Annotated in this window: 25 protein-coding genes; 9 read left to right on the top strand and 16 right to left on the bottom strand. The window is 72.8% G+C overall.

What is annotated here, in order from left to right; genetic code table 11:
- Positions 1–116 precede the first annotated feature (116 nt).
- From LXM90_RS03420 to LXM90_RS03405, 4 genes are all read left to right on the top strand, one after another.
- A complete protein-coding gene (locus LXM90_RS03420; protein WP_020091195.1) occupies positions 117–338 on the top strand; it encodes a DUF6894 family protein in 222 nt (73 codons plus the stop codon).
- A 100-nt stretch (positions 339–438) separates the two neighbouring features.
- Positions 439–666 (top strand): hypothetical protein, encoded by a 228-nt coding sequence (locus LXM90_RS03415; RefSeq protein ID WP_020091196.1) that lies wholly within the window; start codon positions 439–441, stop codon positions 664–666.
- A gap of 318 nt (positions 667–984) precedes the next feature.
- Positions 985–1,290, top strand: coding sequence for a hypothetical protein (locus LXM90_RS03410; RefSeq protein WP_020091197.1), 306 nt, complete (start codon positions 985–987; stop codon positions 1,288–1,290).
- A gap of 172 nt (positions 1,291–1,462) precedes the next feature.
- Positions 1,463–1,765: a hypothetical protein gene (locus LXM90_RS03405; RefSeq protein WP_234081760.1), complete on the top strand. Its 303-nt coding sequence runs from the start codon at positions 1,463–1,465 to the stop codon at positions 1,763–1,765.
- A gap of 31 nt (positions 1,766–1,796) precedes the next feature.
- On the opposite strand, the gene LXM90_RS03400 is transcribed toward LXM90_RS03405, so the two are convergent.
- The gene (locus LXM90_RS03400; protein WP_020091199.1) at positions 1,797–2,822 is read right to left on the bottom strand and encodes a glycosyltransferase family 2 protein; all 1,026 of its coding nucleotides are present in this window, start codon (positions 2,820–2,822) and stop codon (positions 1,797–1,799) included.
- A gap of 206 nt (positions 2,823–3,028) precedes the next feature.
- Between LXM90_RS03400 and LXM90_RS03395 the strand changes: the two genes are divergently transcribed.
- Entirely contained in the window at positions 3,029–3,895 is an 867-nt protein-coding gene (locus LXM90_RS03395; RefSeq protein WP_020091200.1) for a glycoside hydrolase family 16 protein, read from the top strand.
- Positions 3,896–4,218: 323 nt separating this feature from the next.
- Here LXM90_RS03395 and LXM90_RS03390 read toward each other — a convergent pair whose 3' ends face one another.
- Positions 4,219–4,449 (bottom strand): hypothetical protein, encoded by a 231-nt coding sequence (locus LXM90_RS03390; protein ID WP_020091201.1) that lies wholly within the window; start codon positions 4,447–4,449, stop codon positions 4,219–4,221.
- A 54-nt stretch (positions 4,450–4,503) separates the two neighbouring features.
- Positions 4,504–5,241 carry a sugar transferase gene (locus LXM90_RS03385; protein WP_020091202.1) on the bottom strand — a complete coding sequence of 246 codons (738 nt, stop codon included), beginning with the start codon at positions 5,239–5,241 and terminating at the stop codon, positions 4,504–4,506.
- Between the two features lie 211 nt (positions 5,242–5,452).
- On the opposite strand from LXM90_RS03385, the gene LXM90_RS03380 reads away from it, so the two are divergent.
- Both LXM90_RS03380 and LXM90_RS03375 read left to right on the top strand, forming a co-directional pair.
- Positions 5,453–5,605 (top strand): hypothetical protein, encoded by a 153-nt coding sequence (locus LXM90_RS03380; protein ID WP_020091203.1) that lies wholly within the window; start codon positions 5,453–5,455, stop codon positions 5,603–5,605.
- Between the two features lie 174 nt (positions 5,606–5,779).
- Positions 5,780–6,856 carry an acyltransferase family protein gene (locus LXM90_RS03375; RefSeq protein WP_020091204.1) on the top strand — a complete coding sequence of 359 codons (1,077 nt, stop codon included), beginning with the start codon at positions 5,780–5,782 and terminating at the stop codon, positions 6,854–6,856.
- 20 nt (positions 6,857–6,876) lie between these two features.
- Here LXM90_RS03375 and LXM90_RS03370 read toward each other — a convergent pair whose 3' ends face one another.
- Positions 6,877–7,098 (bottom strand): DUF6894 family protein, encoded by a 222-nt coding sequence (locus LXM90_RS03370; RefSeq protein ID WP_020091205.1) that lies wholly within the window; start codon positions 7,096–7,098, stop codon positions 6,877–6,879.
- A gap of 555 nt (positions 7,099–7,653) precedes the next feature.
- On the opposite strand from LXM90_RS03370, the gene LXM90_RS03365 reads away from it, so the two are divergent.
- On the top strand, positions 7,654–8,673 hold the full coding sequence (locus LXM90_RS03365; protein WP_234081757.1) for a glycosyltransferase family 2 protein: 1,020 nt from the start codon (positions 7,654–7,656) through the stop codon (positions 8,671–8,673).
- 4 nt (positions 8,674–8,677) lie between these two features.
- Positions 8,678–9,610 carry a glycosyltransferase family 2 protein gene (locus tag LXM90_RS03360; RefSeq protein ID WP_091675696.1) on the top strand — a complete coding sequence of 311 codons (933 nt, stop codon included), beginning with the start codon at positions 8,678–8,680 and terminating at the stop codon, positions 9,608–9,610.
- On the opposite strand, the gene LXM90_RS03355 is transcribed toward LXM90_RS03360, so the two are convergent.
- From LXM90_RS03355 to LXM90_RS03300, 12 genes are all read right to left on the bottom strand, one after another.
- Positions 9,607–10,428 (bottom strand): heme ABC transporter ATP-binding protein, encoded by an 822-nt coding sequence (locus LXM90_RS03355; RefSeq protein WP_103984547.1) that lies wholly within the window; start codon positions 10,426–10,428, stop codon positions 9,607–9,609. The genes LXM90_RS03360 and LXM90_RS03355 overlap by 4 nt on opposite strands.
- Positions 10,429–10,440: 12 nt before the next feature.
- Entirely contained in the window at positions 10,441–11,484 is a 1,044-nt protein-coding gene (locus LXM90_RS03350; RefSeq protein WP_103984546.1) for a FecCD family ABC transporter permease, read from the bottom strand.
- A 24-nt stretch (positions 11,485–11,508) separates the two neighbouring features.
- A complete protein-coding gene (locus LXM90_RS03345; RefSeq protein ID WP_103984545.1) occupies positions 11,509–12,387 on the bottom strand; it encodes a heme/hemin ABC transporter substrate-binding protein in 879 nt (292 codons plus the stop codon).
- Positions 12,384–12,656 (bottom strand): hypothetical protein, encoded by a 273-nt coding sequence (locus LXM90_RS03340; protein ID WP_139307663.1) that lies wholly within the window; start codon positions 12,654–12,656, stop codon positions 12,384–12,386. The genes LXM90_RS03345 and LXM90_RS03340 overlap by 4 nt, the downstream gene beginning before the upstream one ends.
- A gap of 366 nt (positions 12,657–13,022) precedes the next feature.
- Positions 13,023–14,153: an L-talarate/galactarate dehydratase gene (locus LXM90_RS03335; protein WP_234081754.1), complete on the bottom strand. Its 1,131-nt coding sequence runs from the start codon at positions 14,151–14,153 to the stop codon at positions 13,023–13,025.
- Positions 14,154–14,351: 198 nt separating this feature from the next.
- Positions 14,352–16,160, bottom strand: a complete 1,809-nt coding sequence (locus tag LXM90_RS03330) for a SpoIIE family protein phosphatase (protein ID WP_234081751.1) — start codon at positions 16,158–16,160, stop codon at positions 14,352–14,354.
- Positions 16,161–16,214: 54 nt separating this feature from the next.
- Entirely contained in the window at positions 16,215–17,060 is an 846-nt protein-coding gene (locus LXM90_RS03325; protein ID WP_082557813.1) for a GGDEF domain-containing protein, read from the bottom strand.
- Positions 17,057–17,446 (bottom strand): DUF1987 domain-containing protein, encoded by a 390-nt coding sequence (locus LXM90_RS03320; protein ID WP_234081749.1) that lies wholly within the window; start codon positions 17,444–17,446, stop codon positions 17,057–17,059. The genes LXM90_RS03325 and LXM90_RS03320 overlap by 4 nt, the downstream gene beginning before the upstream one ends.
- 13 nt (positions 17,447–17,459) lie before the next feature.
- On the bottom strand, positions 17,460–18,014 hold the full coding sequence (locus LXM90_RS03315) for a SiaB family protein kinase (protein ID WP_020091215.1): 555 nt from the start codon (positions 18,012–18,014) through the stop codon (positions 17,460–17,462).
- 200 nt (positions 18,015–18,214) lie between these two features.
- Positions 18,215–20,074: an ABC transporter ATP-binding protein gene (locus tag LXM90_RS03310; protein WP_234081747.1), complete on the bottom strand. Its 1,860-nt coding sequence runs from the start codon at positions 20,072–20,074 to the stop codon at positions 18,215–18,217.
- Between the two features lie 2 nt (positions 20,075–20,076).
- Positions 20,077–21,009, bottom strand: coding sequence for an ABC transporter permease (locus tag LXM90_RS03305; RefSeq protein WP_012321500.1), 933 nt, complete (start codon positions 21,007–21,009; stop codon positions 20,077–20,079).
- Positions 20,975–21,934: an ABC transporter permease gene (locus LXM90_RS03300; RefSeq protein WP_234081744.1), complete on the bottom strand. Its 960-nt coding sequence runs from the start codon at positions 21,932–21,934 to the stop codon at positions 20,975–20,977. Before LXM90_RS03300 ends, LXM90_RS03305 begins: the two co-directional genes overlap by 35 nt.
- Positions 21,935–21,941 lie beyond the last annotated feature (7 nt).

Below are 21,941 nucleotides of genomic sequence, written 5' to 3'. Positions count from 1 at the left end.
GTCAAAGACAGGCTGCTTTTTCCCGACCGCTTTGTCCGGGAGCGCGAACGGCTAAGATGCTAACACCGGTCTATAGAACTGAACTCCCCGAAGAGTTCCGGCGGAGGAGAACCCTGTTGGCGGCGCGTTTCTACTTCGAGATCGCAAATGCCGAGGAGACGATCCACGACCACGTGGGGGTCGAGGCCGCTGGCCTCGAGGAAGCCCTGATCGAGGCGCGTAGCGTGATCGCCGAGATGGCCGACGAGATTACGGGAAACGGCCGGGAGCCGCCCTGGACCCTCCTCGTGCGCAACGAGGAGGGCTGGCTGGTCGGCCGCCTGCCCATCCGGAAGTGACGGCCCGCGCCGCTCGGACGGCGCGGGGGTGCGGCCATTAAGATATCGTTAACGGATCGTCCGGAGGATCGGCTGAGCCCTCGAACCGTGGCCATCCGGAATGCCCCTCTCCCAGAACGTCCCGCACGCCGCCCGCCAGGCGGACGCGATGGCTGCCCAGATGGCGCTGGCCGCCCACGCGCTGCGGATGCGCGGCGATGTCGGGACCGCCGAGTCGCTCCTCGCGATGGCGCGACACAACCGGATCCTCGCGCTCAAGCTGCGGATCGCGCAGGATCTGGCGCCGGGCCAAGACCGCGCCGAGCGCCGGGCCACCGCCGGCCGTTAACGCCGCGCGCGATCGGCCCGGGACGGTCACGGAGCCCGCGCCGCACGCGACGGGATGCGTCTCACCAACCCGAGCCCGGCTTACCCGGACCGGCCTGCCGGCGGTCCGTTGATCACTGTGGCGAGGATTGCTGGCAGGCGCGGCGCCCGCGCGCGTCGTGTCGGCGCTCCGACCGGGCACCGACCGCCCCGCCGAGGACCGGCCCACGGTCGACGGGAATCAATGCAGAATCCACATCACCGATCATCGGCGCGGTTGGCGCCGAATAAAGTCCGTGATAGTGTAAATAACTAACATCCGACAGGAAATTCAGTCGTCGTGTCGCCCCCGGACGCCGGACATTCTGAGGTCAGCACGACCCTGGCGCTGGACATGGTGGGGCGCGCCTACCTGGCCCTGGCGCTCCTCTACGAGACGGCCCATCCGGGAGAGTTCGTCGACGTCCAGCAGAAGATCCGCGCGTTCGTCGAGGACAATTTCCGCATCATCCAGGAGACGAGCCGCGACGAGAGCCTGACAACCGGTACAGTTGACGGCGCCCTTCACCTTGTGAACAGCGTTTTGGTCGAGGTCGAGACCAAGATCGCCACAATGATCCGGCCGACGCGGCAGCTCCGTGGCTAGACGAGACCTTGAATTGCCCCCCGCTATTCAGCGACTGTTGCAGTCGAGCCATGGCGCGCGGATAAACGGCCCCGCGCCATAGGGGATCGAAGATTGCAATGGCTCCCGACGTCGACAGTCTTAAGTGGGCATGTTACCCGGCGGACGGGGCAGCAATAAATTATCAAGCACGATGATGGGCAACGATGATTGCGATCGGGGGGCGCGCAGCGCGGATGTCGCGCTCGAGGTTCTCGTCCGAGCCTATCACGCTCTCGCGGTCGTCTACGAGTTGTCCAGTCCCGGTGCCTACACGGCGCTCCACGGCAAGATGATGCCCTACCTGCTGGACGGCTTCCGTCACGGCACGGCGCCGGACGCCGTCGATCCGGACCTGGACGCGACGGTCTCGACGGCCCTGGAGCGGGTCCGCAGCGCGCTGGACGAGGTCCGGTCCGACGTGGCGGCCGTGCGGGCGCGCAGGGAGGAGCGCTGACGCGCCGCTGTCGGCCCGGCCCGGCGCCGGCTCAGCGCGCCGGCTCGAGGCGGCGCTCCGGTCCGAGGAGCAGGCGCGGACCGGTCTCCCGCTCCGGCACGGACGCGGGCACGAGGCGCGCGAGCTTGTCCGCCAGGGTCACCGACAGGATGTGGCGCCACGCCAGGGGCGTGCCGAGCAGCTCCCGCAGGGCCGCCGCGTAGCCCTGGGCGCGCCGCCGGTCGAGGACGCGCCGGTGCTGCCAGCGCCGCGCCGTGGCGGCGCGGTGGGCCCGGAGGGCCACCCGCGCCTCCGGGGCGAGACCCGGCCGGCCCAGCATGGCGTCGTCGAAGGCCAGCATCGCCCCGAGGTCGTCCGTCCGGTGCTGCGCGCTCAGCGAGTTCGACCGCTCGACCGCGACGTAGCCGCAGGGCGCGGTCACGGCGAACACCGCCCCGGCCGCCAGCGCCTCGACGTAGAGGGCGTAATCCTCCCCGAGCCGCAGGCGCGCGTCGTAGCGCAGCCCCTGCCGGTCCAGGAAACCCCGCCGCATGATCGGCTTCAGGAAGCCGAGCTCGCGCCGGCTCGCGCCGGGACGGGGGATGTTGCCGGTCACGAAGGCCGCGAGGGTGAGCCGCTGCGGCCGCCCCGGTCCGGTGACGAGGCCGGCGGCGGAGGCCGCCTCGCGGCCGCGGACCATGACGATGTCGTCGGCGATCAGATCCCAGGTCCGGGGCGCGGAGAGGAGCCGGCCGAGCCGGCCCTCGAGGAAGTAGTCGTCGGCGTCGAGGATGCAGAGCAGCGGGGCGCGGGCGGCCGCGATGGCGCGGTTCCGGGCCTCGGCGGGTCCGACATTCTCGGTGAGCCGGATAATCCGCAGGCGGCCGGTACCGTCGTCGGCCGCCGCGGCGGCCGCGCCGGTCGGGTCCGCGGAGGCGTCGTCCACGACGATGACCTCGGCGACCTCCGGCTGCCGGAGCGCCGAGGCGACGGCGGTCGCGATCGTGTCCGCGGCGTCCCGGGCCGCGATGATGACGCAGACCTCCGGGACGGGGGACGAGGCCTCTAAGCTGCGCACCGGACGACTCCGCGACTCTCCGGCCGGTCCGCACCGCGGCCGGTCCGCCGGCACGGTAGGGCGATCCCGGCGCGGCGCGCGAGATCGTCCGAAAGGAGTGGGCCGGCCCCGGGCCGGATCGTCCGAATGATCCCCGGCCGGAGCCGCCCCCGCCGCTACGATGCGCGCCGCCGCGATCCTGCGGCGACTGGTTTGAGGACGTGCGCATGACGATCTGGTCCGGCCCGGGCCGCCGCCTCTGCGTGGCGGCGACGCTTCTCCTGCAGGCCTATCCCGCGAGCGCGGGCGAGACCGCCGCGCCGCCGGCCGCGGCCCAGGCCGCCTCTCCCGCCTCTCCCGCCGCGGCCCAGGCTGCCCAGGGCGGCGCATCCTTCGTGGAGCTGTTCAGCACCCTGAACGAACGCCGCTGGTACGTCTCGGACGGCTGGGTCAACGGCGACTGGCAGGGCTGCACGTGGTCGAAGCACCGCGCCCGGATCGCGACGCCCGGCGAACTCTCGCTGTCCCTGACGGACATCACCTACAAGGAGCGCCCCTTCAGCTGCGCCGAGATCCAGACCCGCGAGCGCTACGGCTACGGCACCTACGAGGTCCGGATGCGGGCGGGCACCGGGTCCGGCATGGTCTCGGCGTTCTTCACCTATAACGGCCCCGACAACGGCGACCGGCGGACGAACGACGAGATCGATTTCGAGTGGCTCGGCAAGGACACGAGCAAGGTCCAGCTCAACTACTTCGTCGGCGGCGTCGGCGAGCACGTCAGCCTCGACGCCCTCGGCTTCGACGCCGCGACCACCACCGCGGACTACGCCTTCGAGTGGCTGCCCGACCGCCTGCGCTGGTACGTCAACGGACGCCTGCTGCGCGAGGTCGTCGGCACGCCCGACCGGCCGCTTCCCTCCCATCCGAGCAAGATCATGCTCAGCGTCTGGTCGGGACAGGGCCCGGACTTCGCGTCGTGGCTCGGACCGACGGAGTATTCGGGACAGCCGGTCACCGCGCTGTTCGAGCGGGTCGCGTTCACCCGGATGGGCGATCCGTGCGGCTTCAAGGAATCGATCGTCTGCCGCTAGCCGCACCGTCGGGCGGACGCCGCACCGGCGACCGCCCCGGGCATCGGACCACACATGACACCGCACCGGACTCCGGACACCGGAACCGGGCTCCGGACACCGGAACCGACACCGGGCCGGACTAAATCTTAACGTCTCCGCGGCAGGCTGGGCCCTCGAACGCGCCCGGAGCCACGCGATGCATTGGTCGAGCCTCGTCATCGCCGCGTACGCCGCCGGCTTCGTGGAGTTCTGGCGGCTCTGCCTTCAGGCGCCGGCCGCCGAGGAGGATCCGGCCTGACGTGTCCGGTTCGCCGCGCCGGGCCGCACCGGGCCCGGACGGCTCACCGCTCGTTGGCGATGGGCCGCAGCAGGGCGCCGAGCAGGAAGGCCAGTTGCCCGCAGACCAGCAGCGCCGTCCCGCGCCGCAGGCACGCGCCGGCGCTCAGGTTGTAGACGAGGAGGCCGTAGCCGACCTCGGCCGCGACGATCGGGACGAAGACCAGCAGCCGCCAGACGGAGCCGAAGCGGCCCAGCATCACGCCCAGCAGGGCGTTGAGCATCATGCCCTTCATCGGCGCGCTCCGCGGCGGGCGCGGCGGGCGCGGCGCGGCCGCCCGGTCATGGCCCTAGCGGCTGCCGCGCTGGCTCAGCACGGCCGGAACCGTCTTGAGCAGGATGGCGAGGTCGCGGCGGAGGCTCCACTGGCTGGCATAGGCGCAATCGAGGGCGACGCGCTCGGCGTAGCCCGTGTCGCTGCGCCCGGAGACCTGCCAGAGGCCGGTCAGGCCCGGCGGAACGGAGAAGCAGGCGGTGAAGTCGGCGCCGTAGCGCACGACCTCGGCCTGGACGATCGGCCGCGGCCCCACGAGGCTCATCTCGCCGCGCAGCACGTTCCAGAGCTGCGGCAGCTCGTCGAGGGACGTCTTGCGCAGGACATGGCCCAGCGCCGTGACGCGGGGATCGTGGGTGAGCTTGAAGGACGCCTCCCACTCCGCCCGAGCATCGGGATTCTCGGCGAAATGCCGCGCCAGCACCGCGTCGCCGTCCGCGACCATGGACCGGAACTTCAGGCATCCGAAGGGGCGCCCGTGCCGGCCGAGGCGCTTGTGTCGGAAGATCGGCGACCGGCCGTCGCTGCCCCAGATCAGCAGGGCGATGAACAGCAGCAGGGGCAGAAGCAGGAAGAGCGCCGTCAGCGCGATCGTCGCGTCGAGGACGCGCTTCATCGCCCAGCTCGCCCGGAGGCCGGGGCCGGCCTGCCGCGGGGCCGGCAATGTCTTGACCAACGCCTCGTTCAGCGTCTCGACCATATCCTGCGGCGTCGACGACTCGATCGGCGTCGGGGTCCCAGCCGGGCGCAACATGTCGGCTCCTTGACTCGGGGTGAGACGGGATCGGAACTTGCGGAGCGACGTGCGCAGCCGGCCGGTTCGGCCAGCCTCGCCGCAGCCGGCTTCGGCGGCGCTCGGCCGGTCCGAAGGGGCGTCGATCGCAGGCGGAACCCTTGCGACAACACTGGGCCCACGACCGGTTCGGCAACAAGACGGCCGCCGATCCATCAATGGAGGTAAGGCGTTGCTGGTCGTGCTGGTGTTCGCTGCACTGATTGGAGGAGCGATCGGTTTCGCGGTTGTTCTACCGAAGGGGTTCCTGCTCGCGCTGCTGGCCGCCCAGGCCGGGGCGGCCGTCGCCGTCGGCCTCGTCGTCCTGCTCATCCGCCGCCGCTGACGGCCCTACCGGGCGGCGGGACCGCTTTCGGGGAGGTCCCGTCCGCCGATCGAGGTAAGGGCCCCCGCGCGGGGGCCGGTCTAAACCGGGCTGCCCGGCCCTCCCGGCCGGACCCGGCCGCGCGGGCGCGTTCTGCCCCGGCGCGGCGCGGTCGATCACCGGACAGGACGCGCCGTGGCCCCTTCAGAGCGCCGCATCAACGGGTTCGACGGCCTGCGGGCCCTGGCGTTCCTGATGGTCTTCGTCAGCCACAAGGCGCCGAGCCCGAGGACCGAGGCCCTCGGCACGGCCGGCGTGTGGCTGTTCTTCGTCCTGAGCGGCTTCCTGATCGTCCGGATCCTCGCCGCGGCCCGCACGGCCGTGGAGGCGGGCGCGTCGACCCCGCTCGGCAGCCTCGGGCTGTTCTACCGGAATCGCGTCGCCCGGATCGTGCCGGTCTACTACGTCTTCCTGTTCGTGCTCTACACGGTCCGGACCGGCGACCCGGCCAGTCTCGGCAACGACGCGTTCAAGCTCGCGACGTGGTTCTACGTCACCAACATCTACATCGAGCTGAACGGCTGGGGCACCGAGCTCGGCCATCTCTGGAGCCTCGCGGTCGAGCAGCAATTCTACCTGCTGTTCGCGCCGGCGGCCCTGTTCCTGCCGCGGCGCCACCTCGGCACGCTGTGCTGGCTCCTGGTCGGGATCAGCGTCCTGGCGCACGGTGCCCTGTGGCGGGCGGGCGCTGCGCCGCGGTGCTTCGACGTCGACACCCTGGCCAATGTCGGACTGATCGCGCTGGGCGGCCTCGCCGGCCTGCGCACCCGGCCGCTCCCGGCCTGGCTCGCCCGCGACGCCGCCCTGGCCGGCGTGCTGGCCCTGTTCGTGGCCCTGCCGCTCCTGATCGCGCCGACCGGCTGGTGGCTCGTTCTCGGCCGCCTCAGCGGCGTCCTGGCGGCGCTGCTGCTGCTGCAGGTGGTCGAGGCGCGAGAGGGCCGCGCGGTCGCCCTCCTGGAGATCCCGTGGCTGCGCCGGATCGGCGTGATCAGCTACGCCGCCTACCTGTTCCACGTGCCGCTCCACGCGGAGCGGGTGCTGGCCCTCGTCGGCCTCGACGTCGCCGGACCGCGCTCGGTCTCCATGGCGCTCGACCTGATGCTGACGCTGCTGCTGGCCGAACTGTCGTGGCGGCTCCTGGAGCGGCCCGCACGCCGGCTGCTGCGGGCCCCGCGCCGGCGGGTCGGCGCCTCCGCGCTGGTCGGCCCGTAATCCGCTCGCGCGTCCCCGGCTCAGCCCTTGATCGGCACCCGGCCGACCTCCGCGCCGGTGGCGTCGCGCACGACGAGCGTCCACGCGCCGGCCGGTCCCGCGACCTCCAGTTCACCCGCCATTTCGTCGATCACGCTGCGGGCCTCCGCGAGCGCCTCGGCCAAGTCCGCGGCTTCCACGCCCTGCGCGTCGCGGATCGTCTCCTCGCCGTTCTCGATGTCGAAATAGAAGCGACTGGGCACTCATCTCCTCCCTGATTTCCGCCCTCGGGAGGGCCCTCGGATACTACCTACGTAGTTCGCCCACGTCCGACAATGCTCAGTAGGAGACATAAACCTTAACAAACATCAAAACTGTTTTCGTTGGTTGCGTTGCAATAATGTCGAGATTCCAGCCAAATAATCCATTATAGGTATCGCCGATCACCCTTGCGGCCGCTTCGGCGATGGCGGCGCGCGGTGACGGGCCTCAGGGGCGTTCGACATGGCAGCCTCCGGCGATTCGAGCCTCAAAAAAGATTCTCCTGCCTCGGCGGAGAGAAAACAAAAATTGCGCGCCCACGTCCGGACGATTTTGGCGAAGGGCCTCAGCGTCCGGAATTCCCGCCCCGCGGGCGACACAGCCCCCGACACGCACTGACCTGTTCCGGCCGTCGGGGCCATCCCCCGCAATGGGAGGGGATGGCGGCCGCCCTACGCCCTTTGAGCGTCGTGCGCGCCGATCGCTTCCGGCCAAAGTCGGGGGCGGTCTCGGAGGCCGCGCCCGGCGGCCCAGGAAGCGCGATGGCGGATCAACTCTTGTCCGATGCTCGGGGCACCTTCGTGGACGTCTCCTTCATCATGGCCGCGCACGACGCGGCGCCCTGGATCGAGACGGCCATCCGTTCCGCCCTCGCCCAGACCGGCGTCGCCGTGGAGGTGGTGGCGGTCGATGACGGCTCGCGGGACGGGACCGCCTCCGTGCTGGCGCGCCTGGCGGAAGCCGATCCGCGGGTTCGCGTCATTCCTCTCGCCGATGCCGGACCGGGCACGCCCCGGGGCCCGTCGAGCGCCCGGAACGCGGCGCTGAACGCCGCCCGGGGCCGGTGGATCGCGATCCTCGACGCCGACGACCTGATCCTGCCCGACCGCACCCGAACCCTGCTCGATCTCGCGCTCGCGGCGGATGCCGACATCGTCGCCGACAACCCGATCCCGTTCACCGACATGTTCGACCCGCAGGGGCCGGGCATGCTGGAGGGGGGCCGGGAGCCGTACCTGTTCGAGATCGACCTCGCCAAGTACATCGCCAGCAACCAGCTGCTCAGCCGGGTGACCAAGCTCGGCTACCTCAAGCCCATGATGCGCGCCGAGATTCTGCGCCGGCACGGCATCCGGTACGACGAGGGCGTCCGGATCGGGGAAGATTTCCTGCTGTGCCTGGAAGCCCTCGCGGCGGGGGCGCGGTTCGTGGTCACCACCTACGCGGGCTACGGCTACCGGCGCGGGCCCACCTCCCTGTCGCACCGGCTGCGCCAGGCCGACATCGCGCGCCTCGACGCGGCCTTCGCGGCCCGGGCCGAGCACGGCCGCCTCGCCGAGGCGCGGTCGCGCTCCGCCGAGATCCGCCACGGCAGCCGCGCCTACCGCGACGGCCTCGCGGTGACGCGGCTGATCGCCCAGGTCATCGAGGCGGCCCAGGCCGGCCGCTGGCGCGCGGGCGCGACCCTGGCGCTCCGGCATCCCCGGATCTGGCGGTTCCTGGCCGCGACGCTGCTGGCGGCGGCGGGCAAGCGCCTGCGGCCGCGGCCGCACGCCCACCCGATCGGACAGAGGTAAGACGATGCGCCTGTGCATCTGCATCTGCACCTGCGAGCGGCCCGTGGGGCTGGCGCGCCTGCTCAAGGCCCTGGACCAGCAGCGGCTCGGCAGCCTCGCAGAGACCGCCCTGCGCATCCTGATCATCGACAACGGGCGCAGCCGCGCCGCCGTCCCGGTGGTGGAGGCCTACCGGGCGACCGGCCGCTTCCCCGTCACCTACGCCCGGGAGGAGACCCGCGGCCTCGCCGCGGTCCGCAACCGCAGCCTCGCTGAGGCCTCCGCGGCCGGCGCGGACTGGGTCGCTCTGATCGACGACGACGAGTTTCCCGACCGCGACTGGCTCCACAACCTGCTCGAGACCGCCCTCGCCGCGGGCGTCGCGGCCTGCGTCGGGCCGGTCGTGCCGTTCTTCGACCGGGTTCCGCCCGCCTGGGCGGCCGCCGGGGGCTTCTTCGCCAAGCGCCTGCCGGTCCGCGACGGCTACGTGGAGGACGGCTACACCGCCAACGCGCTCCTGGACCTGCGGGTGATCCGGGCGCTGGGCCTGTCCTTCGACATGCGCTTCAACACGATGGGCGGCGAGGACACGTTCTTCTTCCGGGCCCTGATGCTCGCCGGGCACCGGATCGCCTGGGCCGAGACGGCCGTGGTCTACGACAGCATCCCGACGCACCGGATGCGGGTGCGCTGGCTGCTGGCGCGCTGGTACCGCAGCGGCAGCGTCGAGGCCTATCTCGGCCGGCTCCGCCCGGAAACGGTGGGCGGCCGGCTCGCCAACGCGGGCCGCGGCTTCGTGCGCCTCGGCGGCGGCCTTCTGCGGCTCGGGATCGCCGGCCTGTCCCTCAGGCCGGCGACCCTGATCGGCGGCGGCTACACGCTGTGCCGGGGAGCCGGCCTGCTCGCGGCCGTGATCGGCCTGAGCTACCGGGAATACCACCCGTCGCGCTATCGCTAGCCGCGCCGACCGGGCGCGCCCCGGTGCGGTAGCAGGAAGGGCTGACCGCCCGGCGGCACCCGCCCGACCGGCCAGCGGACGCCGAAGACCCCGGCGATGAGGTCGTCGGTCAGGACCTCGGCCGGCCGCCCGCTGGCGACCAGCCGGCCCCCGTCCAGCACCAGCAGCCGGTCGGCGTAGGCGGCCGCGAGGTTGAGGTCGTGGAGGATCGCCACCACGGCGACGCCGGTCGCCGCCAGCCCGGCGGCGGCGTCGAGCAGCGCGCCCTGGTGCCGGAGGTCGAGGCTCGCGGTCGGCTCGTCGAGGAACAGCACCTGCCGGTCCGCCACCGTGCGGCCGGCCTCCAGCTGGCAGAGCACGCGGGCGAACTGCACCCGCGCCTGCTCCCCGCCCGAGAGGGTCGGGTAGGCCCGGTCGGCGAGATGCGCCACGTCGGCCCGCGCGAGGGCCCGGGCCAGGATCGCCGCCCGGTCGCGGGCCCCGAGGCCCCGGCCGATGCCGTCGAGGCCGATCCGGGCGACCTCGGCCGCCGCGAACGGGAAGGCGAGGCGCGCCGCCTGCGGCAGCACCGCCCGCGTCGCGGCGAGGCGCCAGGGCGGGATCGTCGCCACGGGCGCACCGTCATAGGCGACGCTGCCCCGGGTCGGGCCCATGGCGCCGCTGAGCAGGCGGACGAGGGTCGACTTGCCGGCCCCGTTGGGGCCGACGATCACCTGCAGGGTGCCGCCCGCCACCGCCAGGGAGACGTCGCGCACGAGGTCGCGCCCCGCCACCGTGACGGTCAGGTCGCGGGCCGTGAGCAGGGCCGGATCAGACATTGTCAGACATCGTCAGACATCGTCCGGTCGCACCCGGCCGAGAAGCAGCCACAGGAAGACCGGCGCGCCGACCAGCGCTGTGACGATCCCGATCGGCAGCTCGGCGGGCGCGGCGACGCGGCGCGCCACCACGTCGGCGAGGACCAGGAAGGCGCCGCCGAGGAGTGCCGAGGCCGGCAGCAGCAGCCGGTGCCCCGGGCCGATCAGCAGCCGCAGGGCGTGCGGCACCACGAGGCCGACGAAGCCGATCACCCCCGCCGCCGCCACGCTGGCGCCCACCGCGACCGCCACCAGCACGATGCAGGCGCGCTTCAGCCGCTCCACCGGGACGCCGAGATGGAACGCCTCGGCCTCGCCGAGGACGAGGGCGTTCAGGCCGCGGCCGAGGAGCGGGACCGCGGCCAGCACCGGCAGGATCAGCGGCGCCGAGGCCGCGACCTTGGACCAGGTGGCCCCGCCGAGGCTGCCCAGGGACCAGAAGGCGAGATCGCGCAGTTGCCGGTCGTCGCTGACGAAGGTCAGCAGGCCGGTCAGCGCGCCGCTCAGCGCCCCCAGCGCGATCCCCGCGAGCAGCATCGTCGCCACCGCGGTGCGCCCGGACCGGGTGGCGAGGGCGTAGAGGATGAGGGTCGCGCACAGGCCGCCGAGGAAGGCTCCGGCCGGCAGCGCGGCGTAGGGCAGCGGCCCGGGAAGCCCCAGCCCGGCGAGGATCCGGTCGCCCAGGACGATGATCACCGCGGCCGCGAGCCCCGCCCCCGACGAGACCCCGACCAGCGCCGGATCGGCCAGGGGGTTGCGGAACAGCCCCTGCATCAGCGCCCCCGAGACCGCCAGCCCGGCCCCGACCAGCAGCCCGAGCAGGGTGCGGGGCAGGCGGATCGAGAGGATCACAAGCCCGTCGCGGGCGCGGGCCGGATCGCTCCCCTCCCCGATCAGGACCGCGAAGACCCGGTCCGGCGGGATGGGGATCGCCCCGAGGCTCACCGAGAGCAGGGCGGCGGCGAGCACCAGGGCCGCCAGGACACCCAGCACCCAGGGCGCCGCGCGGCGGCTCACGCGCCCCGCCCGCCGCCGCGCGGCTCAGTCACGCGGCAGGTCCGGGTAGAGCGCCCGCATCAGGTCGGTGGCGGCCTCGGGCGTGCGCGGCCCGAACCCGAGGAGGTAGAGGCCGTCCATGGCCACCAGCCGCCCCCGCGCCGCCGCCGGCGTCTGGCCGAGGGCCGTGCCGGGGGAGAAGATGCTCTCGGGCTTCGGCGGCTCGGGCCCGTTCTGCATCATCACCACCGCGTCGGGGGCGGCGGCCACGATGGCCTCGTCGGTCATCGGCTTGAAGCCTTCCAGGCCCGCGGCCGCGTTGCCGATGCCCGCCAGGGCCAGGATGCCGTCCGCCGAGGAGCCGGTGCCGCCGACGACGGTCCGGCCGCCCTGGACCGACAGGACGACGAGGGCCCGGGCCGCCCGGGCGATCCGGGCGCGCCGGGTCGCGAGGTCGGCGAAGCGCGCGCGGACCTCGGTCTCGAGCGCCTCGGCCTCGCGCTCCAGGCCGGCGAGGCGCCCGACCGTCTCGATCTTGTCCAGCACGCCCTCGGGATTCGGCGGCTCCGTCACCGTCTCGACGCGCAGCCCGGCCTCGCGCAGCTGCGCCAGGACGGCCGGCGGCCCGGCCCCCTCGGCGGCGATGATCAGGTCGGGCTGCTGCGCCAGAAGGCCCTCGGCCGAGAGCGCCCGCAGGTAGCCGACACTCGGCTTCTCGCGCAGCGCCTCGGGCGGGTAGAGGCTGGTCGTGTCGACCGCGACGATCCGGCCGCCGGCGCCGAGGCGGTAGAGGATCTCGGTGACGGCCCCGCCCAGGGCGGCGATGCGGGCGGCCGCCTGCGCGGCGGCGGCGCGCGGGACGAGCGCCCCGGCCGCCGCGGCGGCCAGGAGCGCGCGGCGCGACAGATGGCCGGGAGGACTCATCGGGTCAGCATCGGCGCGGCGCCGGCGGTCAGCCGCAGGCGACAGGCGTGATCGCCGTGGCGGTTGACGATCTTGCCCGCCGCCTCGGAACGCGCGACCGGCCGCGTCGCGCCGGGCCCCGCGCGCGTGCCGCCCGGGACGCGGCGATGACCTTCTCCTTCGACACACGACATGGACCGGTCACTCCAGATCTGTTCTTTGTAAATTTTCAAATGAGAGGATCGCGACGACAGAAACGCAGCGTATCGGCAATCGATCGCGGACGCCACCCCGCGACAAGGTCACGGTTTTACTTCGCTGACCGCCTTGAAAAAGCGGCCTATGTCATTTTCCAGGTCAGGATATCGTCGCGCGCGCACCGGCGGCCGATTCCGGGCGGCGGACACTGGTACAGGCGGCTCCGGTCCACGGCCCCGGTGGGCCGCCCGACGGCGTGGTCGGGACGGAACGGGCCTTCGCTGTGCCCGCTCGGGCGGAGCGCGGCACGACGAGGTCCGACCCTCGTCCTGAGGTGACGCGTCGCGGCCCCGGCGGAGAGCTCCTTCGAGGCGGCCGCCGCGCGGCCGCACCGCGGGATGGGGGGAGGATCGGACGATCCGGGTCGGCCGGCCTCGGAGCGTCCCCTCCCCGTGCGCTCAGCCGAGGCTGCCGAACCCGGCGGTCTCGCGCGTCCAGGCCAGCGCCTGCTCGCTCAGGGAGAGGCCGAGGCCCGGCCGGGTCGGCACGCGCATGCGGCCGTCCTCCAGCTCCAGCCGCTCGTTGAACAGCGGCTCCAGCCACTCGAAATGCTCGACCCAGGGCTCCCGCTGCAGCGCGGCGGCGAGGTGGATGTGCAGCTCCATCGAGAAGTGCGGCGCGATCGTCAGCCCGGCGAACTCGGCGAGCGCCGCCACCTTGAGGAAGGGCGTGATGCCGCCGACCCGCGGCGCGTCGGGCATCAGGAAGTCGGCGCCGCCCTGGCGGATGAAGTCCCAGTGCTCGGCGACGCTCGTCAGCATCTCGCCGGTGGCGACCGGCGTGTCGAGGGCGGCGGCCAGGGCCGCGTGCCCGGCGGCATCCAGGCAGTCGAGGGGCTCCTCGATCCAGATCAGGTTGAAGCGCTCGAAGGTCCGGCCCATCCGCATCGCGGTCGGCCGGTCCCATTGCTGGTTGGCGTCGACCATGAGCGGGAAGGCGTCGCCCAGATGCTCGCGCACCCGCGAGACCCGGCGGATATCCTCGGCCCAGTCCGGCTGGCCGACCTTCAGCTTGACGCCGCCGATGCCCTTCGCCCGGGCGTGGTCGGTGTTGACGAGCAGCTCCTCCAGCGGCGTGTGCAGGAAGCCGCCCGAGGTGTTGTAGCAGCGCACCGAGTCGCGCTGCGCCCCGAGGAGCTTGGCGAGCGACAGGCCGGCCCGCCGCGCCTTGAGATCCCACAGGGCCACGTCGAAGGCACCGATCGCCTGGACGGCGAGGCCGCTGCGGCCGGCCGAGGCGCCGGCCCAGGCGAGCGTGTCCCAGGCCTTGGCGATGTCGCTCGGATCCACCCCGAGCAGCGCCGGAGCGATCTCGCGAGCATGGGCGAACTGGCCCGGCCCGCCGGCGCGCTTGGAATAGCTGATTCCGAGGCCGCGATGGCCCTCCCGGCTCTCGACCTCGCAGAACAGGATCGCGATCTCGGTCATCGGCTTCTGGCGGCCGGTGAGCACCTTGGCGTCGCTGATCGGGGTCCTCAGCGGCAGGGCGACAGACCGCAGGCGGATCCCGGTGACGGCGTCCTCAGCCATGGCTTCCTCCCAGTCTTGTCCGCGCGGGCGCGCGGGAAGCCCCGGAGGCGGTTCTTGGCGGTGCCTCTCGGCGGCGACCGCGACGGCTCTCCCGGGGCCGGGCCCAGGAGTGCCGCAGGCCGGACGGCCTGTCCAACGTCATTGTTGGATTGATCGATGCGCACCTGGCATCGATGGCCCCGAGGGGTACGGCCGGTCTCAGCCGGCGGCGGTCGCCGGAGGAAGCCGGAACGCCACCAGGGTCATGTCGTCCCGCCGGGCCTCGGTCCCGCGATAGGCGTCGAGATCGGCCTCGAGGGCCACGGTCTGGGCGGCGAGGGGCAGGTCGGCGTGGCGCAGGAGGCTGTCGGCCACGCCGCGCCGGCCGAGGAGCCGCGGCGCCCGGTCGGGCGCCGCGCGGCCCATCTGGTCGGTGATGCCGTCCGTCATCAGGTAGAAGGTGGCGCCCGCCACCGGAACGGCGATGTCCGCGACGACGTCCTCCGGCTGCCCGTCACGGGCGGGGCGCGGGTAGCCGAGCCCCCGGCGGCCGCCGCGGACGCGCTCGGCCACGCCGTCCCGGACCACCGTGAGCGACAGGCCGGCGCCGGCGAAGTGCAGCGTCCCGGCCGCGCGGTCCCAGACGCACAGGCCGCAATCGAGCCCGTCATCCGATTCGGCGCCGCGGCCGTCCTGGCGGAGCTGCGTGCGGACCATCGCGTCGAGCCCGGCCAGGATCGCCGCCGGCGCGCGCAGGCCGCGCTCGTGCAGCAGCCGGTCGAGGGCGGTCGCGACGATCAGGGTCAGGAACGCGCCGGGCACGCCGTGGCCGGTGCAGTCGGCCACCGCGATCACGCAGAGGCCGTCGATCTCCTCCAGCCAGAAATAGTCGCCGCCGACGACGTGGAGCGGCTCCCACAGCACCGCGACCTCGACCCCCGCGCCCGCCAGGGCGTTGCGGTCCGGCAGCACCGAATCCTGGATGCGCCGCGCGTAGCCGATGCTCTCGACCACCTGGCGGTTGGCGCGCTCCAGCCTGTCGTGGGCCTGCTCCAGCTCGACGAGGAGCTGCTTGGCGGCGTCGCCGCTCCGCAGGCCCTCGACCATGCGGTTGAAGGCCTGGCTGATGACGTCGATCTCGTTGCTCGGCCGGTAGGCGCCCCCGAGCTCCACGGTCGTCCAGCGCTTGTGCTCGATCTCCCGCATGGCGAGCAGCAGCCGCATCAGCGGCGCCATGACGTGGCGGCGCACGGTGGCGTGCAGGGTGACCACGAAGGCGATCATCAGCCCGACGCTGGCGCCGAGGGCGAGCATCACCTGCCACGCCGCGTTGTCCCGCAGCGCCTTCGTGGAGACCGTGACGGTCAGGCTGCCCGCCGGGCCGGCGCGGCCGGGCACCGACAGGTCGGCCTGGGCCGAGAGGGTGGACCAGCCCCGCGCGGGGGGCGCCGCGCCCGCCGTCCCGACGACGTGGCCCGCGGCGTCGCGCAGGACGGCGTGGGCGAAATCGGGCTCGGCGGCCAGGGCCTTGAGCGGGCCGTCGTAGGCGTCCGGGTCGCGCGCCCAGTCGGGCCGCGCGATCGCCGCGGCGGTGAGCCGGGCGAGGAGATGCGCCCGGTCGCCGTACAGCCGGAGCTGGTCGGTGTAGGTCACCCAGGCGATCCCGAGCTGGGTCAGCAGCAGGAGGGCACCGATCACCGGGTAGATGCGCAGGAACAGGGTGTGGGACAGGCTGTCGAGGTCGCGGCCTCGGGCCGCCCCGCGCAGGGCGCCGGGCTTCATCAGCTCGTCCGCGGGCGCGCCCGCGGCCAGCACGTCGGCGAAGCCGCGCTTCGACAGGGGATCGCCCCGGCGGATCGGGCCGGCCCCGCGCAGGCCGCCCGCGCGCCCGGCGCCGCCGGCGGCCGGGACCGGATCGATGTCGGCGAAGCCGAGCCGCGCCAGGGCATCCCCGGTCCGCAGCGGTCGTGCGCCGCGGATCCCCCCGGCGGGACGCGGGCTGTCCAGGGCCGTGTCAGGTCCGCTCACGCGACGTCACTCCGTGTCACAGCGGTTCCGCTCCGAGGCCGGGCGCGCGGCGCCTCAGGTCAGGGACGCGCCTGGTTCGGCCGCGCAGCGCACGCAGTCGCGGCCGGCATGCTTGGCGGCGTAGAGCGCCGCGTCGGCCCGCCGGAGCGTCGCCGACATCGACTCGCTCGGGCCGAACGCCGCGAGGCCGATGCTCACCGAGATCGGCAGCGGGCCGTGCTCCAGGCGCACCGGCCGCTGCGCCACCGCGCGGCGGAGCGCCTCGGCGATGACTTGCGCCTCGGCCATCACGGTGCCGGTGACGAGGATGGCGAATTCCTCACCACCCATGCGGCCGATCACGTCGACCGCGCGCAGGCTGTCGCGGCAGGTCTCGACGAAGGCCTTGAGGACCGTGTCGCCCGCGCTGTGGCCGTAGCGGTCGTTGATCAGCTTGAAGCGGTCAAGGTCGAGCATCAGCACGCTGGAGGGCGTGTCGCCCGACTGGGTCCGGGCCCAGACCTCCTCGCAGATCTGCAGGAAGCGGCGGCGCGACAGGGCGTCGGTGAGGTGGTCGGTGTCGGCGAGGCGGCGGAGTTCGGCCTCGAGGCGCGCACGGTGCTCGATCTCCGCCGAGAGGGCGTCGTTGAGGTGTCGCAGGGCGCGCTGCTGCTCGGCCATCCGCTGGTTGGCCCGGTGCAGGTCGAGCTGCATCCGGTCGCTCAGCCGCACCAGCCGGCGCTGCTCGTGGTAGCTGCGCCGGTAGGCGCCGGCGAGCTCCCGCACCCCGTCGCCGACCTCGGCGAGGCGGGCCAGCATCACCTCGGACCGGCCGAGAACGGCCTCCTCGGTGTCGAACAGGCTGAAGGCGTCCGCCGGCTCGGACAGGAGATCGTGGGCCGGCGCCCGGTGCGGGCTCACGCGGGGACGCTCGCGATCATCTCGAACCGGGCATGCGCGAAGTCGGCCGCGAAATCCTCGCCGGCCTCCTGGATCACGTCGTCGTCGGTGCCGAACATCCAGCGGATCGTCACCGGGCGCCCCTCGGCGGCGGCGTCCTCCAGGGGCATGAACAGGTTCATCAGCGCCTTGGCGCTCGACGAGTTGAAGTAGGCGAGCGCGACGTCGAAGGTGATCGGGCTCGCCTCGGTCGCCGCGAGGTGGCCGCGCAGGGCCTGCAGCAGCGGGCCGAAGAACGCGGCGGCGTCCTCCGGGTAGGATTCGCCGCGCAGGACGAGCCGCCCCGACGCGAAGTCGAAATCGACCTCGGGCGAGCGCTCGGTCCGGGGCAGCGTGATGCGGTCCATGTCCGTGCGATCCTCAGATGAAGGCTTTGAGGCAGAACAGGCTGCGCTCCGCGCCCAGATCCTGGAAGTCGTACTCGACCGGGGCGCTCGACCGGCGGGCGATCTCGATCAGTCCGATGCTGCCGCCAAGGCTGCCCTCGTCCGGCGGCTGGCGCAGCTTCTCGCGGTAGACCTTCCTGAGCTCGTCGCTCGACAGGGTGGCGATCTCGTCGAGCCGCTCGCGCAGCCGCGGCACTTCGGTCCTGCCGACCTCGTTGCCGCAGACCACGAAGAACCGCCCCTCCTCGGTGCCGACGGCGATCATGCCGGCGCTGACCCGGGCGGGGCCCGGCGGCTCGGCGGGCGCGACCTTGTCGGCCGAGTAGCGGATCACGTTCTGGGCCTGCTCGACGAAGATCGAGAAGACGCGCTTGGCGACCGCGGCGTCGGTCTCCTCGTGCCGCATGCGCAGCTTCAGCACTTCCCCGAGCGAGAACAGGATGTTCTCCGAGAGATCTCCGCCGAACGACAGGATCACGCCGCTGCGCTTCGACGCCTCGTGGAAGGATCGGAAATCGCTCGCTCGCAAGGAAGCCTCTCGACCGCTTCATCGCGGCAACACACCGCGTGTGTAGGGCCGACATTAATGCAGAAATAATCAAAGGTTTCTTACCGGTACTGATCGCTTTCTGAGCAACATTGCTCGTATTGCGAGCAGTGCCGCAAGCTTTACGCTGGATCCTGTCGCGGACCGCGCGGCATCGCGCGCGAGGGTCCGGGCCGCCGGCTTCAGGCGGCCGCGCCCTGGCGGGCGCCCGCGTCCCACTCGGTGCCCCAGTCCTGCACGACGTGGCCGGGCGCGACCTCCCGGTAGAGGCGCTCCGGCGGCACGTAGTCGGGGGTCCGGATCGGGCTGCGGATCTCGTCGTCCGGCAGCGCGTGCCGCTCGCCCCGCCGGGCCGGATCCGGCACGGGCACCGCGGCGAGCAGCTTCTTCGTGTAGGGGTGCCGCGGATCGCCGAAGATCGCGGCCCGGGGGCCGATCTCCACGATCTCGCCGAGATACATCACCGCCACCCGGTGGCTGACCCGCTCGACCACCGCCATGTCGTGCGAGATGAACAGGTAGGCGAGGCCGAGCTCCGCCTGCAGGTCGAGCATCAGGTTCACGACCTGCGCCTTCACCGAGACGTCGAGCGCCGAGACCGCCTCGTCGGCGACGATCAGGCGGGGGTTCAGGGCGAGCGCGCGGGCGATGCAGATGCGCTGGCGCTGGCCGCCGGAGAACTCGTGCGGGAAGCGCGCGGCGGTCTCGGGCGGAAGCCCGACCCGGGCGAGCAGGTCCTCCGCCCGCCGCCGGGCCTCGCGGGGCGCGGCGAGGCGGTTGATCAGCAGCGGCTCCGCCACCGCCGCACCGACGCTCTGGCGCGGGTCGAGGCTGGCGAACGGGTCCTGGAAGATCATCTGCATGCGCTGGCGGCGGGCGCGGAGGGTCTTGGGATCGAAGCCCGTGATGTCCTCGCCGTCGAGGAGGACCGAGCCCGAGAGCGGCTCGACGAGGCGCAGGATCGAGCGCCCGGTGGTGGACTTGCCGCAGCCGGATTCCCCGACGAGTGCCAGGGTCTCGCCGGCCGCGAGACTGAACGAGACCCGCTCCACCGCGTGGACGCGGCCGGTCACGCGGCCGAGCAGCCCGGAGCGGATGTCGAACCGGGTGGTCAGGTCGCGCACCTCCAGCACCGGGCGCTCGGCGGCCCTGACGGTGTCGGGCGTCTCGGGCGTCGGTGCCGCGAGGCCGGTGGCCCGGTCGACCACCGGGAAGCGCATCGGGCGCGCCCGGCCCGCCATGGTCCCGAGGCGCGGGACCGCGGCCAGCAGCGCCCGCGTATAAGGCTCGGTGGGTTCGGAAAAAATCCGCGCGGTCGGGCCGGCCTCCACGGCGCGGCCCCGGTACATCACCACGGTGCGGTCGGCGATCTCGGCGACCACGCCCATGTCGTGGGTGATGAACAGGACCGACATGCCCTCCTCGTCCTGCAGGCTCTTGATGAGGTCGAGGATCTGGGCCTGGATCGTGACGTCGAGCGCCGTGGTCGGCTCGTCGGCAATGAGGAGCTTCGGCCGGCAGGCGAGCGCCATGGCGATCATCACCCGCTGGCGCATGCCGCCGGAGAAGCGGTGCGGGTACTCGTGCAGGCGCGACCGGGCGGCCGGGATCCGGACCTTGTCGAGGAGCCGGAGCGCCTCCGCCTCGGCGGCGGACCGCGACAGGCCCCGGTGCCGGATCAGCGCCTCGGCGATCTGGAAGCCGATGGTCAGGACCGGGTTCAGGGAGGTCATCGGCTCCTGGAAGATCATGGCGATGGAATCGCCGCGCACCCGCCGCATCTCGGCCTCGGGGGCGGCGAGCAGCTCGCGGCCCTCGAAGCGCACGCGCCCGCCGATACGGCTCGCGTCCCGCGGCAGGAGGCGCAGGATCGAGAGGGCGCTGACGCTCTTGCCGGAGCCGGATTCGCCGACGAGGGCCACGGTCTCGCGCGGGCCCACGTCGAACGAGACGCCGTGCACGACTTCGCGCCAGCGCCCGTCCGAGCGGAAGGAGACGGTGAGGTCTGAGACCGAGAGGATCGGGTCCACTGGATCCGTCATCGCTAGAGAACCCGTCGCGGGTCGAGGGCGTCGCGCAGGCCGTCGCCGATGAAGTTGATCGACAGCACCGTCAGGAAGATCGCGCCCCCTGGGAACAGCGCCCAGTGCGGCGCGACGTCGAGATGGTCCTTGGCGTCGAACAGGAGCCGCCCCCAGGTCGGGATGTCGGGCGGGAAGCCGAGCCCCAGGAAGGACAGCGTCGATTCCGCGATGATCGCGGACGAGACCTCGATCGAGGCCGCCACGATCACCGGCCCCAGCGCGTTCGGCAGGATGTGGCGGCGCACGAGGTGCCCGGTCGTCGCCCCCTGCGAGCGGGCCGCCTCCACGAACTCCTTCTCGCGCAGGGACAGGAACTGCGCCCGCACCAGTCGGGCCACCGGCATCCAGCGCAGGCCCCCGATCACCGCGACGATCATCAGGAACACGCCGCCCTGGCTGCCGAACACGGCCTTCAGGCTGTCGCGGAACAGGTAGATCACGAGGAGCAGCAGCGGCAGCTGCGGCAGCGACAGGAACAGGTCGGTCAGCCACATCAGCACCGGGTCGAGGAACCGGCGCGACATGCCGGCGAGCGCGCCGACCAGCACGCCGATCAGGCTCGCTACCGCCATGGCGGCGAAGCCGACCGCGAGCGAGATCCGCCCGCCGTAGATCATCCGGGCCAGCAGGTCCTGGCCGAGATCGTCGGTGCCGAACGGGTGGTCCCAGGACGGGCCCTGGAGCTGGGCCGCGAAGTCGATGTCGTCGATGGCGACCGGCCAGAGCAGACCGCCGAACACCACGCCGGCGACGAGGAGCGCGAGCACGCCGACGCTGGCGAGCGCCAGCCGGTGCCGCCGGAAGCGCCGCCACGTCTCCCGCCCCGGCGAGGCCGGTGCGCGGGCGACGGGCACCGCCTCATCGGAGGGCGATGCGAGGGTCGAGCCAGCCATAGAGCAGGTCCGCGACGAGGTTGAACAGGATGACGAGGCCGGCGAACACGAAGGTCACCGCCATCACCACCGGCGTGTCGTTGGACAGCATGGCGTCGATCAGCAGCGAGCCGATGCCGGGGATCCGGAAGATCTGCTCGGTGACGATGGCGCCGCCGAACACCGCCGGGATCTGGAGGGCGACGAGCGTCACCACCGGGATCAGGGCGTTGCGGGCGATGTGCCGGCGGGTCACCGTGCCCTCGGTCAGGCCCTTGGCCCGGGCCGTGGTGACGTAGTCGAGCCGGGCGACGTCCAGCGCCGAGGCGCGCACGTAGCGTGTGTAGGAGGCGGCCTGGAAGAAGCCCAGCACCGCCACCGGCATGATCGCCTGCCGGACATTCGCCCAGACCCAGGGCAGGCCGGAGCCCGGCAGGTCGGCCTGGTAGACGAAGGGCAGCCAGCCGAGCTTGATCGAGAACAGCAGGATGAACAGCAGGCCGGTGAAGAAGGTCGGCAGCGAGAAGCCCACGAAGGCCAGCGTGTTGGCGACCTGGTCGGCGAGCGAGTAGGGCCGGCGCGCGGCGTAGAGGCCCACCGGCACGGCGATCAGCAGCGCCAGCACCTGGGAGGAGCCGACCACGAACAGGGTCGTGGGCAGCCGCTGCAGGATCAGCGTGTCGACGTTCACCCGGCTGGCGAAGGAGAAGCCCCAGTCGCCCTGCAGCATGGCGGTGAGCCAGTGCAGGTAGCGGGTGGGGATCGGGTCATCGAGGCCGAACTTGACGCGGAGCGCCGCCCGCACCTCCGGGGGCACGTTCGGGTTGCTGGCGAGCTCGCCGAACGGGTCGCCCGGCGCGAGCGCCAGGACGGTGAACAGGATCAGGCTGATGCCGAGCAGGCTCGGGATCGCGATCAGGAGCCGTCGCAGGATGTAGGCGCCCATGGCGCGG

The sequence above is a fragment of the Methylobacterium oryzae genome, from assembly GCF_021398735.1.
Classification (GTDB): domain Bacteria; phylum Pseudomonadota; class Alphaproteobacteria; order Rhizobiales; family Beijerinckiaceae; genus Methylobacterium.
This window is presented reverse-complemented; position numbering and strand designations above follow the sequence as displayed.